Annotated in this window: 18 protein-coding genes; 9 read left to right on the top strand and 9 right to left on the bottom strand. The window is 62.8% G+C overall.

Annotated elements, in window-relative coordinates; genetic code table 11:
- Nucleotides 1-400: 400 nt before the first annotated feature.
- On the top strand, nucleotides 401-1,816 hold the full coding sequence (locus tag K3F48_RS22450; protein WP_222577674.1) for a site-specific integrase: 1,416 nt from the start codon (nucleotides 401-403) through the stop codon (nucleotides 1,814-1,816).
- Between the two features lie 775 nt (nucleotides 1,817-2,591).
- Here K3F48_RS22450 and K3F48_RS22445 read toward each other — a convergent pair.
- The 3 genes from K3F48_RS22445 to K3F48_RS22435 form a co-directional block, all read right to left on the bottom strand.
- Entirely contained in the window at nucleotides 2,592-3,197 is a 606-nt protein-coding gene (locus K3F48_RS22445; RefSeq protein ID WP_222577673.1) for a pyridoxamine 5'-phosphate oxidase family protein, read from the bottom strand.
- Between the two features lie 64 nt (nucleotides 3,198-3,261).
- Nucleotides 3,262-3,639 (bottom strand): DsrE family protein, encoded by a 378-nt coding sequence (locus K3F48_RS22440; protein ID WP_222577672.1) that lies wholly within the window; start codon nucleotides 3,637-3,639, stop codon nucleotides 3,262-3,264.
- A gap of 125 nt (nucleotides 3,640-3,764) precedes the next feature.
- Complete coding sequence (locus K3F48_RS22435) at nucleotides 3,765-4,229, bottom strand: nuclear transport factor 2 family protein (protein WP_222577671.1); 465 nt, start codon at nucleotides 4,227-4,229, stop codon at nucleotides 3,765-3,767.
- Between the two features lie 127 nt (nucleotides 4,230-4,356).
- Between K3F48_RS22435 and K3F48_RS22430 the strand changes: the two genes are divergently transcribed.
- Entirely contained in the window at nucleotides 4,357-5,256 is a 900-nt protein-coding gene (locus K3F48_RS22430) for a LysR family transcriptional regulator (RefSeq protein WP_222577670.1), read from the top strand.
- 39 nt (nucleotides 5,257-5,295) lie between these two features.
- Here the strand turns inward: K3F48_RS22430 and K3F48_RS22425 are convergent, their stop codons facing one another.
- Nucleotides 5,296-5,907, bottom strand: a complete 612-nt coding sequence (locus tag K3F48_RS22425; RefSeq protein ID WP_222577669.1) for a DUF2064 domain-containing protein — start codon at nucleotides 5,905-5,907, stop codon at nucleotides 5,296-5,298.
- A 2-nt stretch (nucleotides 5,908-5,909) separates the two neighbouring features.
- The gene (locus K3F48_RS22420; protein ID WP_222577668.1) at nucleotides 5,910-6,575 is read right to left on the bottom strand and encodes a TIGR04283 family arsenosugar biosynthesis glycosyltransferase; all 666 of its coding nucleotides are present in this window, start codon (nucleotides 6,573-6,575) and stop codon (nucleotides 5,910-5,912) included.
- Nucleotides 6,576-6,745: 170 nt separating this feature from the next.
- Between K3F48_RS22420 and K3F48_RS22415 the strand changes: the two genes are divergently transcribed.
- From K3F48_RS22415 to K3F48_RS22395, 5 genes are read left to right on the top strand one after another with little or no spacing between them, the layout of a single operon-like run.
- On the top strand, nucleotides 6,746-7,738 hold the full coding sequence (locus tag K3F48_RS22415; RefSeq protein ID WP_222577667.1) for a radical SAM protein: 993 nt from the start codon (nucleotides 6,746-6,748) through the stop codon (nucleotides 7,736-7,738).
- Entirely contained in the window at nucleotides 7,735-9,159 is a 1,425-nt protein-coding gene (locus K3F48_RS22410; RefSeq protein WP_222577666.1) for an NAD(P)/FAD-dependent oxidoreductase, read from the top strand. The genes K3F48_RS22415 and K3F48_RS22410 overlap by 4 nt, the downstream gene beginning before the upstream one ends.
- On the top strand, nucleotides 9,156-9,851 hold the full coding sequence (locus K3F48_RS22405) for a TVP38/TMEM64 family protein (RefSeq protein WP_222577665.1): 696 nt from the start codon (nucleotides 9,156-9,158) through the stop codon (nucleotides 9,849-9,851). The genes K3F48_RS22410 and K3F48_RS22405 overlap by 4 nt, the downstream gene beginning before the upstream one ends.
- A 58-nt stretch (nucleotides 9,852-9,909) precedes the next feature.
- Nucleotides 9,910-10,479, top strand: a complete 570-nt coding sequence (locus tag K3F48_RS22400) for a carboxymuconolactone decarboxylase family protein (protein WP_222577664.1) — start codon at nucleotides 9,910-9,912, stop codon at nucleotides 10,477-10,479.
- 5 nt (nucleotides 10,480-10,484) lie between these two features.
- Complete coding sequence (locus K3F48_RS22395; protein ID WP_222577663.1) at nucleotides 10,485-11,537, top strand: methyltransferase domain-containing protein; 1,053 nt, start codon at nucleotides 10,485-10,487, stop codon at nucleotides 11,535-11,537.
- 52 nt (nucleotides 11,538-11,589) lie between these two features.
- On the opposite strand, the gene K3F48_RS22390 is transcribed toward K3F48_RS22395, so the two are convergent.
- A complete protein-coding gene (locus K3F48_RS22390; protein WP_222577662.1) occupies nucleotides 11,590-12,168 on the bottom strand; it encodes a carboxymuconolactone decarboxylase family protein in 579 nt (192 codons plus the stop codon).
- Between the two features lie 16 nt (nucleotides 12,169-12,184).
- Nucleotides 12,185-12,400, bottom strand: a complete 216-nt coding sequence (locus K3F48_RS22385) for a 4-oxalocrotonate tautomerase family protein (protein ID WP_196407004.1) — start codon at nucleotides 12,398-12,400, stop codon at nucleotides 12,185-12,187.
- A gap of 114 nt (nucleotides 12,401-12,514) precedes the next feature.
- Here K3F48_RS22385 and K3F48_RS22380 point away from each other — a divergent pair, with 114 nt between their 5' ends.
- Both K3F48_RS22380 and K3F48_RS22375 read left to right on the top strand, forming a co-directional pair.
- Nucleotides 12,515-12,916 carry a helix-turn-helix domain-containing protein gene (locus K3F48_RS22380; RefSeq protein ID WP_222577661.1) on the top strand — a complete coding sequence of 134 codons (402 nt, stop codon included), beginning with the start codon at nucleotides 12,515-12,517 and terminating at the stop codon, nucleotides 12,914-12,916.
- A 316-nt stretch (nucleotides 12,917-13,232) separates the two neighbouring features.
- Nucleotides 13,233-13,796 carry a carboxymuconolactone decarboxylase family protein gene (locus K3F48_RS22375; RefSeq protein WP_196407002.1) on the top strand — a complete coding sequence of 188 codons (564 nt, stop codon included), beginning with the start codon at nucleotides 13,233-13,235 and terminating at the stop codon, nucleotides 13,794-13,796.
- A gap of 57 nt (nucleotides 13,797-13,853) precedes the next feature.
- Here K3F48_RS22375 and K3F48_RS22370 read toward each other — a convergent pair whose 3' ends face one another.
- The gene (locus tag K3F48_RS22370) at nucleotides 13,854-14,420 is read right to left on the bottom strand and encodes a TlpA disulfide reductase family protein (protein WP_222577660.1); all 567 of its coding nucleotides are present in this window, start codon (nucleotides 14,418-14,420) and stop codon (nucleotides 13,854-13,856) included.
- Nucleotides 14,421-14,452: 32 nt separating this feature from the next.
- Nucleotides 14,453-14,983 (bottom strand): DoxX family protein (locus K3F48_RS22365; protein WP_370631475.1); only part of this gene is annotated, 531 nt, incomplete at its 5' end.

Below are 14,983 nucleotides of genomic sequence, written 5' to 3'. Positions count from 1 at the left end.
GCTCGACACCAATGCGGTCTCCGAGCCAAAGTGGCCGAAACCCGCGCCCGGCGGTTTTGATCCGAGTGCATAGATTCTGCTTGGAGCAACCGAGAGTTCAGGCATTCTAAGCAGAAATGACCCCGAAGGGCCATTGTCAACTATTTGATTTTCATTGCGATTTTTTGGAGCGGGCGAAGGGATTCGAACCCTCGACCCCAACCTTGGCAAGGTTGGGGGTATCCTACGACGAGGCCGCCTCGCTTTCTCCTGAGTGCTATAAACATTTGAAAAACATCTTTTTCTATGAACGCGTTCTCGCTGGGCTACGCTCCGCCGCGCCTGGATTTTTCATCACGGTGGACACCATGTGGACACCATTATAGTCTCGCACCCACGAGAAGATGCGAACGGAGGCGTGATGGACCGATCATCCAGCGTCCGCTTGACTAAGCTGGTAGTCGAGAAGGCGGAGGTTCGTGACGCCCGGTATGACCTGTGGGACGTCGATCTCACGGGTTTCGGGCTGCGAGTCGAGAAGAGCGGTACGAAGACGTTCATCATCCGTTATCGCACCGATGGGGGTGGCCGGTCCGCGCCGAGGCGCTTTCTGACCGTCGGACGCTTCGGAGCGCTGACGGTCGAGCAAGCGAGGAAAAAGGCGAAAGTTCTGCTTGGCGCCGCGGCCAGCGGTAATGATCCCGCCGGCGAGGTGCAGGAGAAACGCCGCGAGAAGACGATGCGGGAGCTGCTCGACTTCTATGAAAAGCATGGCTGCTTTATCCAGCGCGGCATCCACAAGGGTAAGCCTATGAAGCCGCTTACCAAGCAGTACACGATGGCGCGGCTGCGCAACCACGTGGAACCTCTTCTCGGTCATCGGCGAGCGAGCGAGGTCACGTCCGGCGATATTGAGACCTTCGTGGCGGACGTTACGGCCGGCAAGACGGCCAAGGACGAAAAGGTCGGCCCGCGCAAACGCCTCATAGTGCGCGGTGGCGAGGGCGCGGCTCGTAAGGTCGTACGCGACCTGTCGGCGGTGTTCAGCTTCGGTGGCCGGCATGGCTTCGTGACAAAGAACCCCGTCGAAGACGCATCCGTTAGAAAGACAGATAACCGACGCGAGCGATTTCTCACGCTGGACGAGGTCTCTCGCCTGGGCGAAGCGTTCGACGCCGTCGAGAAAGAAGGCGCCAATCCGAAAGGAGTGGCAATCGCCCGCCTGTGGGCGCTGACCGGCTGCCGCCGTAACGAGATCGCTGCCCTCAAGGCTCATGAGGTCAAACTCGGGAGCAACCTCTTCGAGTTCGATGATACCAAAACCGGGAAATCGATCCGCCCTTTTGGCCCGGCGGCAGCGGCGCTGTTGCAGGGACTATTGAAGGACAGCAAGGAAGGCTATCTGTTCCCGGCCGAGAGAGGCGACGGCTACTACCAGGGTACGCGCAATGTCTGGGCGGAGGTGACAAAGCTCGCCGGCCTACCAGGGGTCACTCCGCACACGCTTCGGCACACGCTCGGATCGACTGCCACGTCGAGCGGCGAAGCATTGGCATTGACTGGCGCGATCCTGGGACATGCGAATCTCAGGTCGACGGCCATTTACGCCCACGTCCAGCGCGACCCTTCGCTCGAGGCGGCCAAGCGCGTCGAAAAACTGTTGGCGGCTGCGTTGGAGGGCAAAGCCATAGAGCCGCAAGATGCTGAGACAGGTGAGGCGCTTCCAGAGCTCGACGCCGACTTGATCCGTGTTCTGGCTGAACGGCTGTCGAAGGACGACTCAGACGCAGCCCGCCTTCGCGCGATTATGGCCCAGGTAGCGGCGCTCAACACGTGAAGGTTAAGCCGCTCGAATGCTCGAATCGGCCCTCATTGCCAAGGTTGGGGTCGAGGGTTCGAATCCCTTCGCCCGCTCCAAAAAATCGCGATGAAAATCAAATAGTTGATAATGGCCCTTCGGGGTCATTTCTGCTTAGAATGCCTGAACTCTCGGTTGCTCCAAGCGGAATCTATGCACTCGGATCAAAACCGCCGGGCGCGGGTTTCGGCCACTTTGGCTCGGAGACCGCATTGGTGTCGAGCACGGTGACGGCATCGTTCGGCGGTTCGTGCATTGGGCCGCGTGCAGGAAGCTATAGCTCCAGGCCGCCGATAGCCAAAGCGGGTGTGAATCGCCCGGCCGACATTTTTCGGCGTGCTCACACCGCAGACGGCCTCCCATCTGATTTCTCGCGCTTCTTCTTCCGTGGAGTGGCTATGTTCAGCCGCTCGCATACGCAGGCGGCGCTTCAAACCGTCGTCCAGATTCGGATTGTGATGTTGGCTATGGCAACCTCCTGGATCGCCGTCAGTGAATTGAGCATGCCGTTGCCATTCTTGCTGCCGCAGCAATGCGCCATGAGCCGTCGCGGGCCTTACGGACGTTAACGACGCCGGATGGAATGCTCATGTCGCCCGCAGACCGGGATCGACGCCCAGCTCGATCGATACATCCCAAAGCCTTCGAGCAAGGTCCGGATCTGTCGCCTGATGGGCGCGCGGATAACTGGGTTCCGGAGACGAACGAAAATTCTGTTCGCTTTCATCGCTGAGATGATCATCACGTCCGGAATTCAGCGCTGCATCTGTTCTATCACCGCTTCGAGCTCGGCGATTCGCCGATCCCGCTTCGCCAGCATATCGTCGACCTCGTCGGCGTCGATCTTGCGCGGAATGTGCTGAGGGCAGTTGGCGTCCCAGGCCGACACCTTGAACAAAAGCACGCGCTCGGGCGCCGCGGCGTAGTCATCGGGCGTCACTGATCGGAGCAAAGCGTCGTCTCCTTCCACCATAGAGGCCTCGCCCCAGATCTTGATCCGGAGCCGGTTCGCATAGTCCATCAGAAAAATGAACGCCTTGCGGCTCTCGAGCAGATTGCCTTGCGAGATGAACTGACGGTTGCCTCTGAAATCGGCCATCGCCAAGCTGTGCTCGTCGATCGGCCTGAGGAAGCCGCGCGGCCCGCCGCGATGCTGGATATAGGGTTGTCCCTCGGCGTTCACGGTCGCGAGGTAGAAGCTGTTCTGCCGGGCGATGAAGGCGGCCAGCTGAGGGGTGATGCGGTCCTGCCAGCCGCGCGCCTCCATTTTGGCGTAGGCGTTGCGCGAGCCATTGCGGCGTTGGAGCTGCTTCACCGTCTCGGTGAAGGCGATGTCGCTGTTGGGGCGTTGATTGTCCATGATCGATCCCTCGGCGCGTGAAGGGAGCGCGCCCGACCGACGAAAGCGGGCGGGCGCGCAGAGATCAGAATGTGACGAGGCTGTAGCCCTCATCGAGATAGCTCGACAGATCGAGCACGCCCGGCGTTCCGGGAATCGCCTTTTCGTAATCGAGCTTCAGTCCGGTCTTGCGGGCGTCCTCGGTGGCGCCGAAGACATCCGCGCAGCCGCCGCAGACGCCCGCGACGACATCCTTCACCGCTTCGTATAGAGCATGCGCCGCGTGGTCGGCCTTGACGAGCTGAGCCGGCCAGCGCGTGCCGGCGCCCTGGAAGACGACGGCGACGTCTTTACCTTTTTCCTTGAGCTCGTAAGCGAGGAACAGGCCGTTGAAGAGGCGGCCGAGCGCTTCCTCGGAGCCGGACTTCGGATCGGAATAGATGATGATGGCGGTCTTGCTCATGGGGTTTCTCCTTGCGTTTGCCGATAATTTCCGAATGTTTTGGAAGCGAGCCTGCAGGCTCGCTGTCGTCCGCTGGCGATCGTTGCGACGTCGAATCGAGTCCGCTCGATCCGGCCCGCTCGCCGTCACAGCTCGAGATCCCTCAAGCCCGGATGATCTTCCGGCCGTCTGCCGAGCGGCCAATGGAACTTCCGATCCGCGACGGAGATCGGAACATCGTTGATGCTGGCGATGCGCAGGCGCATGAGGCCCTGCTCGTCGAATTCCCAATTTTCATTGCCGTAGGAGCGAAACCAATTCCCACTGTCGTCGCGCCATTCATAGGCGAAACGAACGGCGATCCGATTCTCGTGGAATGCCCACAGCTCCTTGATCAGCCGATACTCGAGCTCTCGCGACCATTTGCGTTCGAGAAAGGCCTCGATCCGATCGCGGCCGACAATGAATTCGGCGCGATTGCGCCAGCGGCTGTCGATCGAATAGGCCTGCGCGACGCGCTCTGGATCGCGACTGTTCCAGGCGTCCTCGGCAAGGCGCACTTTTTGGGCGGCGGTTTCGGCGGTGAAAGGCGGCAGCGGCGGTCTCGACATGATTTCCTCCTCCGATCGGCGCAGGTGAGCGAGGCGTTTTGCCTGTCACCCGGAAGATGGTAGATGACGATCGAAACGATAATCGCCTTTCTCGGCACGACATCGTTGCGGCAGGCGCAGCAATCCGATGGACCGCTTCGACACGATCACGGCCTTCATCGCGGTCGTCGACCACAAGGGCTTCGCGCCGGCAGCGCGAAGCCTCGGCGTCTCGGCGTCCCTGGTGACACGACTGGTCGCCGCGCTCGAGGAAAGGCTCGGCGTGCGGCTTCTGCAACGAACGACCCGCTCCGTCGGCCTCACGGATGCAGGCGCGCGCTTTCTCGAGCGCGCCCGGCGGATCGTCGCCGATCTCGAGGAGGCCGAGCGCGTCGCCGAGAATGAGCAGAGCGCGCCGAGAGGACGGTTGAGCCTGTCCGCGCCGCTGATGTTCGGTCGCATGCACATAGGGCCGTTGATCGGCCGCTATATGAACGCGCATCCACAGCTCACGGTCGAGCTGTCGCTCTCCGATCGCTTCGTCGATCTCGTGGAGGAAGGATTCGATCTCGCTCTGCGCATCGGCCATTTGTCCGACTCCGCGCTGGTCGCGCGCAGGATGGGCGCGACGCGGCGGGTCGTCGTCGGCTCTCCGGCCTATCTCGAGACGAGAGGCGCGCCGGCGACGCCAGCCGATCTCGAGCGGCATCGGCTGATTTCCTGCACGTCCCTGACCCCGGCCGGCCGCTGGCGCTTCTGGTCGGGCGGCGAACGCTTCGACGTCGACGCCGCGCCCGCCTATGTGACGAACAGCGCCGAGGCGGCGATCTGGCATGCCGAGAACAATGGCGGGCTGACCATCGCCGCCGGCTATCAGATCATCGAGCTGGTCCGCGCCGGGAGGCTCGCGGTCGTGCTCGCCGAATATGAGCCGGCGCCGCTGCCGATCCATTTCGTCTATCCGAGCGCGCGGCTTCTGTCGGCGAAAGTGAGATCTCTGATCGACCTCGCGGCGCGCGAATGCGATTGGACCTTCGTGGATTTCTGACGCTCGCCCGATGAGCGGCGAGGCGATGTCTCCATCCTGTCAGCGCCGCGCGAAATGCGTGTCGAGCAACCCTTGCCGACGCTGACGGATGAAGGATCGCGCATCGTCCACATCCTCGAGCATGTCGAGCAGCGCGACCGATGATCCGGCCAGATTGGCGAGGCTGTCGGCGAGCGCGTGCTCGGTCGACCATCTCACTTTGTCGAACGGCGCCAGGAAGCGCGGGCGACGACGCAGGCCGACCGCCCAATAGCCGCCATCGGTCGCGGGGCCGAAGACGGCCGTGTGGTCGCCGAGAGCGCGGAAGCCGCGCGCCACCATCTCCCTCGTTATGCCTGGAATGTCGCTGCCGATGATCAGCACGGGACCGGGCGGCGGCCGTCGCGCGACGCGCGCCATGCGCTGGCCGAGGTTTCCCTGGCCTTGCGGGAGAATGCCGAATCCGGCCGGCCACGGCCCCGAGCGATCCGGCGTGACCGCGAGCCATGTGGTCCATCTTGGATCCCGGCCGAGGCGGCGGAGCATCAGCGATAGCGCGGTGCGCTGAAAGCGCAGCGCCTCGATTGCTCCGATCTCGGCCGCGAGCCGGCGCTTGCCGGCGCCATATCGGGGCCAGCGTGTGAAAATGACGAGATGGCGCGGAATCGACATGGTCAGCCGTAGACGCGCCGAATGACATGCGGCGGAACGCCGAGGAAGTAGAGCGCCAGGCAGGCAAGGTTGCGCAGGCTGCGCCGCGTCCAGCCGTCGCGTCGCCATCGCGCCGCGGAGGTGCGAGCCGATATGGGGAGAACGGTCAGCCGCTTGCGGCCAATCCTTCGCGCCATGTCCACGTCCTCCATCAGAGTCAGCAGGCGAAACCCTCCGAGATCATCATAAAAGGCGCGGCTGATCAGCAGCCCCTGGTCGCCATAGGGCAGGCCCATCCACCGCACGCGCCATGCGACCAGGCGCTCCAAACGTCTCGCCTGCACGGAATGATCGTCGAGCGCGAAGCGGAACACGGCCGCCCGCCAGCGGTTAGCGGGATCGGCGCAGAAGATTTCGACGGCCTCCCGCCACCCAGGCTCGAGAACCGTATCGGCGTGCAGAAACAACAGCCAGTCTCCGCGCGCCGCCTCGGCTCCGGCTTGCAGTTGCACACCGCGTCCCATAGGCGCCGCCTCCAGCCTCGCGCCGGACTCGCGGGCGATCGCGACGGTGCCGTCGTCGGAACCGCCGTCGACGACGATGATATCGTCCTGCGCGCCGAGCGCGGCGAGCGTTCGGGGCAGAGTCGCGGCGGCGTCGAGGGTCGGAATGACGATGGATAAGTTCATCTGCTTCGCGCCTTCCTCTACGGCCGGAGTTTCGCTGCGAGAGCGAAAAAGGTTACCGCTGCCGGAAGCATTGTTTCGAATGGGCTGTGGACGGATGTCTGAAACGCAATTGTGAAACATTTCACCCGTCGGGACCGAAATAGGCGGTAGGCGCAGAGAGGAGCGAGCTGATGCAATTCGACGCTTCCGACATGGCGGCCGGCTCGGCCGATCCGGCTCGGACGCTTTTGGGCGCGAAGTTCTGCGATCCCCGCGTCACCGCCCGCGGCGAACGGCGCGCGCATGCGCCGTTCGTGCGCCTGGAGACGCTGTGGTTCAACACGGGCACTCTGTGCAATCTTCGCTGCCGCGACTGCTACATCGAATCCTCTCCCAAGAACGACAGTCTGGCCTATTTTACGCGCGAGGACGCCCGGGCCTTTCTGGAGGAGGCGGCGAAGATCGCCGAAGGGCCGCTCGAGATCGGCTTCACCGGGGGCGAGCCCTTCATGAATCCCGAACTTCTCGGGATGGTGGAGGACAGTCTCGCCGCAGGCCATCGCGTTCTCGTGCTGACCAATGCGATGCGGCCGATGCAGCGCGTCGCGCCCGCTCTGCGCGAGCTGAACATGCGCTTTCCGAGTCGGCTGGCGTGCCGCGTGTCGCTCGACCATTTTCGGGCCGAGGATCACGAGAAAATTCGCGGGCCGAACAGCTGGGCGCCCGCCATCGAAGGATTGCTCTGGCTCGCCGCCAATCGTTTCGACCTCGCCGTCGCGGCGCGGATGGCGTCGGGCGATGGCGAAGCCGAGACGCGCACGGGATTTCGTGATTTGTTCGACGCGCTCGGCGTCACCATCGACGCCCATGATCCGGCGCGGCTGGTGCTGTTCCCCGAGCTGGCAGAAGATGACGATGCGCCCGAGATCAGCGAAAGCTGCTGGGCCGTGCTCGGAAAGTCGCCGGAGCAGATGATGTGCGCGCGCTCGCGCATGGTGTTGAAGCGCAAGGGCGCCGAGACGCCGATCGTCGTCTCCTGCACGCTATTGCCCTATGCGCAGGCCTTCGAGATGGGCTCGACCCTCGCGGAGGCGGCGCGCCCCGTGAGCCTCAATCATGTCCATTGCTCGCGATTCTGCGTGCTCGGCGGCGCGACATGCAGCGCGAAGGGAGCGGCGCGATGAGCGATGACATTCAGGCCGATATTTGCGTGATCGGAGCCGGCTCCGCCGGCCTGTCGGTCGCGGCGGGCGCGGCGCAGCTCGGCGCGCGCACCGTCTTGATCGAAGCCAACAAGATGGGCGGCGACTGCCTCAACACCGGCTGTGTGCCGTCGAAATCGCTGCTGGCGGCGGCGAAGGCGGCGAAAGCCGTGTTTCGAGCGCGCCGATTCGGCGTGCTGACCGGCGAGCCGAACGTCGATTTCGAAGCGGCGAACGCCTATGTCCACGGCGTCATCGATGCGATCGCGCCGCATGATTCCATCGAGCGCTTCACGGGCCTCGGATGCATTGTGATCGAAGGGCGCGCGCGCTTCGTCGATCCGCGAACCGTCGAGGCCGCCGGCAAGATCATTCGCGCGCGGCGCTTCGTGATCGCCACCGGCAGCCGCGCCGCCGTGCCGCCGATTCCCGGGCTGGACAGCGCGCCTTATTTCACCAATGAGACGATCTTCGACAACATTGTTCTTCCGCGGCGTCTCCTGGTGATCGGCGCGGGGCCGATCGGTTGCGAATTGGCGCAGGCGCATCGCCGGTTCGGGGCGCAAGTGAGCCTCTTCGACCTCGGCCCTCTGCTTCCGAAGGACGATCCGGACGCCGCCGCCGTCATTCGCGACGCGCTCGTCGAGGATGGAATTGATCTTCACGAGAGCGTCGAGCTTCTCCGCGTCGAAACGAGCGCCGACGGCGTCGTCATCGTGCTGCGAAACGGCGCCGGTGAAATCGCGATCGAAGGCTCGCATCTGCTCGTCGCCGCCGGCCGAAAGCCCAATGTCGAAAATCTCGGGCTCGAGGCCGCGGGCGTGCGCTATTCACAAAAAGGCGTCGAGACGGACGCAAGGCTGCGCACGAGCAATAAGCGAATCTTCGCCGCCGGCGATGTGGCGGGCGGGCTCCAATTCACTCATCTCGCCGGCTATCACGCCGGAATCGTCATCCGCAACGCGCTGTTCCGGCTGCCGGCAAAAAGCCGACCGAAGGCCTTTCCATGGGTGACCTATACCGATCCGGAGCTCGCGCAAGTCGGGCTCACCAAAGCGCAGGCGCAGGAAAGTGGCGGCGATATTCGCATTCTGCGCGCCGATTTCTCGGACAATGACCGCGCTCGAGCCGAGAGCGAAACGCGCGGATTCCTCGAGGTCGTGGTCGCGAAAGGCGGGCACGTGCTCGGCGCGACCATCGTCGGCCACAATGCCGGCGAGCTGATAACGCCCTGGACCCTGGCGATCTCGCAAGGGCTGAAGATCGGCGCGCTGGCCAATCTCATCGTCCCCTATCCAACGCTGAGCGAAATCTCCAAGCGCGCCGCCGGCGGCTATTTCACCCCTGCGCTATTTTCGGCGCGGATGCGCGCGCTCGTCCGCTTTCTCGGAGCTTTCGGATGAGCCTGAAGCGACTGGCCCCTCTGCTCGCGCTCGCGGCACTGATCGCGGCGGCTTTTTATTTGCGCGTGGACCAATATCTCGCGCTCGACGCCTTGCGCGACAATCGCGCCGCGCTGTCGGAGTTCGTCCAGTCGCACAGCGTCGCCGCCGCGTGCGCCTATGTGCTCGCTTATGTCGGAGTCGTCGCGCTCTCGCTGCCCGGAGCGGCGGTCATGACGCTCGCGGGAGGCTTTCTGTTCGGCGTGCCGCTCGGGGCGACATTGACCATCATCGGCGCGACGGTCGGCGCGACCCTGCTGTTCCTCATCGCCCGCTCCGCCGCCGGCGACGTCCTGCGCGAGCGCGCCGGACCTTTTCTCGCGCGCATGGCCGACGGCTTTCGCAAGGACGCTTTCAACTATCTGCTGTTCCTTCGCCTCGTTCCCGTATTTCCGTTCTGGGCCGTGAATCTGGCGCCCGCACTGCTGGGAATGCGCATGAAGCCCTTCGTCGCGGCCACCGCGATCGGCGTTGTGCCTGGCACGCTGGTCTTTGCGGCGTTCGGAGCAAGTCTCGGCGAGATATTCGACGCCGGCGCAGACGTGCGGTTGCAAGACGTGTTCAGCCCCACATTGATTGCCGCTTTGCTCGGACTCGGCGCTCTGTCGCTGCTACCAGTGGTCCTGCGGCGCCTGCGCGAAAGATCGCGATGACCAACGCGGTCGAGCGCATGCTGCGTTCAGCGCCCTCCCTTTCGAACGGAGACTCCTCGTGCCAATCGTCGAAGCCAAGCCGATTTCCCGATATCCCTGGTTCATTCGTCTCTTTTTCTGGAAGCAGAAGCTGACCTATGGACGAGTTCTCGATCCGGGCCTGCTTTGGGGGCGCTCGCCTCTGGTCTTCGCGGCCGCGGCGCTGTTATACGGCGCCTTGAACCGACGCTCCTCGCCTTTGTCGCCGGCGCTGCGCTCATTGCTGACCGTGCGCGTCTCGCAGATCAATCATTGCGCCTTTTGCATCGACATCAACTCCGCGACATTGGCGAAGCGCGGCGTCGCTATGGACAAGATCGACGCGCTCGCGGATTGGCGCGATAGCCCGCTATTCGCTCCGGACGAGCGGCTCGCGCTGGAATATGCCGAGGCGATGACATTGACCGAGCCGGGCGTCAGCGACGAGCTGCGCGCCAGATTGAAAGAGCATTGGAGCGACGATGCGATCGTCGAATTGACCGGCCTCGTCGCCTTTCAAAATCTCTCCTCGAAATTCAATGCGGCGCTCGACATTCCCTCACAAGGCTTTTGCAAGCTGCCGGCGGGAAAAGCCGATCCGAAAGGGTGAAATTCATGAACATTGAAGCCGTCAAGGACTATTACGGAAAGACGCTGCGCAGCTCCGACGATCTCAAGACCATGGCCTGCTGCACGCCCGACAGCATGCCCGCGCGGGTGAAGGCGCTGCTGTCGAATATCCACGATGAGGTTCTAACGAAATATTACGGATGCGGACTGGTCGCTCCCGAGGAGCTGAAAGGCCGGCGGGTTCTCGATCTCGGCTGCGGCTCCGGGCGCGATGTCTATCTCATGTCGCAGCTCGTCGGTCCGTCGGGCGAGGTCGTCGGCGTCGACATGACGCCGGAGCAGCTCGAAACCGCGACGGCGCATATCGAGTGGCACAGGGAAAGATTCGGCTATGCGCGCAATAATGTGCGCTTTCTGCACGGCTATATCGAGCTGCTCGACGCGCTCGGCCTCGAGCCGGCGAGCTTCGACGTCATCGTCTCCAATTGCGTCGTCAATCTCTCGATCGACAAGCCCGCAGTCCTGCGAGGGGCGTTCGATCTCTTGAAGCCGGGCGGAGAGTTTCACTTCGCCGATGTCTACGCCGACCGGCGCCTCGATCCGTCCTTGCGCGACGATCCCGTCGTTTATGGAGAGTGTCTCGGCGGCGCTCTCTATTGGGGCGATTTCCTCGCGCTCGCCAAAGCCGCGGGCTTCGGCGATCCGCGCCTCGCCGCCAGCCGGCCGCTGGAGATCACCGATTCCGAGATCGAGGAAAAGATCGGCGCGGCGCGCTTTTATTCGGCGACCTATCGTCTGTTCAAGATCGAAGGCCTCGAGCCTGCATGCGAGGATTACGGCCAAGCGGTGATCTATAGAGGCGGCGTTCCGGAGGCGCCGCACAGCTTCACGCTCGACAGCCATCATGTGATCGAGAAGGGCCGGCTCTTCCCCGTTTGCGGCAACAGCTGGCGCATGCTGAAGGAGAGCCGCTTCGCTCCCTATTTCGATTTCCTCGGCGACTTCTCGACGCATTTCGGCATTTTTCCCGGCTGCGGCGCGAACATTCCCTTCACGGTCTCCGCCGATCGGAGCCGGGGCGCAGACGCGTGCTGTTGAAAAGCGGCGCCCGGCCGCTCATTGCGACCGGGCGCCTTTCGCCTTTACGAAATCAGGCGGCTTCCTTCCACACCCGAGACGCGAAGACGTCGTCGACAGGCGTATGGAAGAGATGATTGGCATAATTCGAATAGGTCTTCACGCCGATCGCGAGAATGACGCCGAGAATATTCCTCTCGCTGTAACCGGCGGCGAGAAACTCCCGCACGGCGCCTTCGCTCGGCCGACCGCGCATCTCGACCATGACATGCGTGAATGTCGCGAGCGCCTGCAGCCTGGAATCGGGGATCGCGCGACCGTCGCGAACGGCGTCCGTCACTTCGGTCGGAACCTTCGACATTTTATCCGCGACGAAGCTGTGCGCCGCCATGCAATAGTGACAGAAGTTCGCGCGGCTGATGACGAGGAATATCAGCTCCTGCTCGATCGGCGTGAAGCCGGCGTCGCGTCGAAAGGCGGCGTAGGTCGTGGAATAGGCCTCGAGCAGTGCCGGCTCGTTCGCCATGGCGCCATACATATTGGGAACAAAACCGAGCTGCCGCTTGGCGGCGTCCAGCAAGTCGCGCGCCTTGCCGGTCGCGGTTTCGATGGTCAGGAGGCCGAGCTCTCTGATCTTATAAATCGTCGTCATTGTGATCCCTCCTTTGTTATCGTCCAGCCAATCGTCTCAGATCGGCATCCGTGAAGGCCTGACCGCCGACGCCCCATGCGCCCGGCTGCACATCTTCGACGATCACCCATGTCGCCTGTCGAAGCCCTTCGCCTTCGACGGAGAGCACGGCCTCCGTCACTTTGCTGATGAGCTCTCGCTTTTCATCCGGTGTGAGATATCCGCCGATACCCTTGATTTGCACGAGCGGCATGTCGTTGCTCCTCTGTCGTCGATTGACGCGACAATCTGCGCAGCTATGCTGTGTTTGAACAAGTACGCACTAATGTTTCACATAGTATCAAATGCGATACTGAGAGGCAGAACGATGCGAAAGCAGAGACACGAGACCTACACATGCTGCCCCTTCGAGGCGGCGTTGGACGTGATGGGAAGCAAATGGAAGGCGACGATTCTCTTCCGATTGCTCGAAGGAACATGGCGCTTCAACGAGCTTCGCCGTTCGATGCCGAACGTCACCCAACGCATGTTGACCATTCAGCTCCGGGAACTCGAGGCGGACGGCATGATCCGGCGCAAGGTGTTCCCGGAGGTTCCTCCGAGAGTCGAATATTCCTTGAGTGAATTGGGGCAGACGCTCGAGCCCTTGCTGCGCGAGCTGTATCGCTGGGGCGAAGAGCATCTTCAGAGCGGACGGCTCACGCCGGCGGGCGCCGTCGACGACAGCGCGAAGAATCTGCACGCTGCTGCGACAGAGAGCGTGGAGTGATTCGTCAATCGGGCTCCAAACGCGACGAACGCGATTCATCATCGAGCCTCGATCTGGATGGCGTGATGAGCTTTGCCCAATCACCTGCTCATCGGGACTTCGTGCGCAACTATCTCAATTGCGCTTCGCGAGCGATCCGCAACGCTGCAAGAACAGAACCTCTCGCGACAATCTCCCGGTGACGAGGAGCGAGTCACGCGTATCGGATGACGACCGAGCCCATCATTCGCTCGCAACGCCGAAACAAAGCTCCATTCGAACGTCCCCCTCCGGGTCGTCGACATTCGCATCAGACAGCAGGTCGGAGACATTATCGATGACATTCACACTTCATACCCAGTCGACCGCACCCGACGGCTCACGCAAATGGCTCGCTGCGATCGAGCAACGATTCGGCTTCGTTCCCAACCTGTTCGCGGTTCAAGCGGAATCGCCCGCTATGCTGGAGGGCTTTCAAGCTCTCTACAAGGCTTTCGAGTCGACCGCGTTTTCCGCTACCGAGCGCGAGACGATCCTTCTCGCGACGAGCTTCGAGAACGGTTGCGCGTTCTGCGTCGCCGCCCATACGGCCGCCGCATTCAAGCAGAAGGTCTCTCCCGAAGTCATCGCGAGCCTGCGGGAGGGCCGATCGATCGGCGACGCCAAGCTGGAGGCGCTTCATCGGTTCACGCGCGCCTTGGTGACGAAGCGTGGAGCCGTGACCGAAGAGGAGACCGCGAGCTTTCTTCGAGCCGGTTACGACAATCGTGCGCTGCTCGAGGTGATCATGGGCGTCGCGCTGATGGTGATGAGCAACTACACCAACCGCTTGGCGAAGACGCCATTGAACGAGAGCTTCGAGCCTTTCGCATGGACGGATAGCCGAACGGACCCGAAATAGGCCGCCATGAGTTTCGACGAACGAGACGCGCCGGTTAGCGGCGGCGCGCCTCCCGCATCATCGATCGATGTAAAACCTCATCAGCGCCAGCGCGTCGCCGGATGTCCAGTCGACCTCGCCGACGATATAGCCGGCGACGCGTCCGAGCCGATCCACGACATAGGAGATCGGCATGCCATGAAGAACGAAGGGCGAGGAGGAAGTTTGTCCGGCACGGACAGCGATAAGTCCGTCGGGGTCGAGAAAGGGCAGCAGGCGAAGGACGCCGATGTTCCTCGAGAATGCAGCGACCGAATCGTTTCCGCCTTTGTCGATCGATATCGCGACAATCTCGAGGTCGCGCGGATCGATGAGGCGCCCGAGACGTTCGAGCGTCGGCAATTCGCGGCGGCAGGGCGGACACCATGTCGCCCAGAAGCACAGCAAGACGACCTTCCCGCGAAGCGCCTTCAGCTCGATCGTCTTGCCGTCGATGCGTCGAAGGTCGAGCGCGGGCGCCTCGGCGAGCGGTCTCAGCTCGATGAACTGCGAGGTCGGGGTTCGCAGCTGCGGCCAAGTCCGATCGTTGTTCGATTGCGCCCCGACCGACGAAGAAATCGCCGCGCCGACGAGGCCGATGGTCACCGCACGGCGCGACGGTTGATCCGGCGCCGCAGTCATCGGCGAGAGAGCAGATGGTCGAGCGAGATGGCGCCCGGACCGCGCGCGATGATGACGATGAGCAGCGCGGCCCAATAGGCATGCGCCGTCCACCACGCGTCGGGATAGACGAAGATCTGAATGATCAAAGTCATGGCCAAAAGGCCGAGCGCCGAAAGGCGCGTCAGGAGACCGAGCAAAAGGAGCACGGGCAGCACGACTTCGAGCGCGGTCGCCATATAAGCCGCGACACTCGGTGAAATGAACGGCAGCTTGTACTCTTCGGCGAAGAGAGCGAATGTCGCATCTCTGACTGCCATCGGAATCTGAACGGTCACGTCGGCGCCGAAAACGTCTCCGCCGATGGTCGGTCCTTCGATCTTTGTCTGGCCGGACGCGAAAAACGGATGTGCGGCGACCACTCGGAGAAACAGGGCGATCGGCGCGTAGGGGATCGCGTCGAGCGAAGCGGTGATCTTGTTCGAGAGTTTCATGCGGCGCCGCGCTCCTTCGGTGACGAAAATTCCTTCGGGATTTGCAGACGGATC

This window comes from Methylosinus sp. Sm6 (assembly GCF_019802345.1).
Classification (GTDB): Bacteria; Pseudomonadota; Alphaproteobacteria; order Rhizobiales; family Beijerinckiaceae; genus Methylosinus.
Note: the sequence above shows the minus strand (reverse complement) of the source record. Positions and strands in the feature narration are given on the sequence as shown.

Excerpts from the sequence above, each read along its gene's own strand:
- K3F48_RS22375 (WP_196407002.1), top strand. The coding sequence starts at position 13,233 with ATGACATTCACACTTCATACCCAGTCGACCGCACCCGACGGCTCACGC.
- K3F48_RS22430 (WP_222577670.1), top strand. The coding sequence starts at position 4,357 with ATGGACCGCTTCGACACGATCACGGCCTTCATCGCGGTCGTCGACCAC.
- K3F48_RS22415 (WP_222577667.1), top strand. The coding sequence starts at position 6,746 with ATGCAATTCGACGCTTCCGACATGGCGGCCGGCTCGGCCGATCCGGCT.
- K3F48_RS22450 (WP_222577674.1), top strand. The coding sequence starts at position 401 with ATGGACCGATCATCCAGCGTCCGCTTGACTAAGCTGGTAGTCGAGAAG.
- K3F48_RS22435 (WP_222577671.1), bottom strand. The coding sequence starts at position 4,229 with ATGTCGAGACCGCCGCTGCCGCCTTTCACCGCCGAAACCGCCGCCCAA.
- K3F48_RS22420 (WP_222577668.1), bottom strand. The coding sequence starts at position 6,575 with ATGAACTTATCCATCGTCATTCCGACCCTCGACGCCGCCGCGACTCTG.
- K3F48_RS22445 (WP_222577673.1), bottom strand. The coding sequence starts at position 3,197 with ATGGACAATCAACGCCCCAACAGCGACATCGCCTTCACCGAGACGGTG.
- K3F48_RS22405 (WP_222577665.1), top strand. The coding sequence starts at position 9,156 with ATGAGCCTGAAGCGACTGGCCCCTCTGCTCGCGCTCGCGGCACTGATC.
- K3F48_RS22410 (WP_222577666.1), top strand. The coding sequence starts at position 7,735 with ATGAGCGATGACATTCAGGCCGATATTTGCGTGATCGGAGCCGGCTCC.
- K3F48_RS22440 (WP_222577672.1), bottom strand. The coding sequence starts at position 3,639 with ATGAGCAAGACCGCCATCATCATCTATTCCGATCCGAAGTCCGGCTCC.
- K3F48_RS22390 (WP_222577662.1), bottom strand. The coding sequence starts at position 12,168 with ATGACGACGATTTATAAGATCAGAGAGCTCGGCCTCCTGACCATCGAA.
- K3F48_RS22425 (WP_222577669.1), bottom strand. The coding sequence starts at position 5,907 with ATGTCGATTCCGCGCCATCTCGTCATTTTCACACGCTGGCCCCGATAT.
- K3F48_RS22385 (WP_196407004.1), bottom strand. The coding sequence starts at position 12,400 with ATGCCGCTCGTGCAAATCAAGGGTATCGGCGGATATCTCACACCGGAT.
- K3F48_RS22395 (WP_222577663.1), top strand. The coding sequence starts at position 10,485 with ATGAACATTGAAGCCGTCAAGGACTATTACGGAAAGACGCTGCGCAGC.
- K3F48_RS22380 (WP_222577661.1), top strand. The coding sequence starts at position 12,515 with ATGCGAAAGCAGAGACACGAGACCTACACATGCTGCCCCTTCGAGGCG.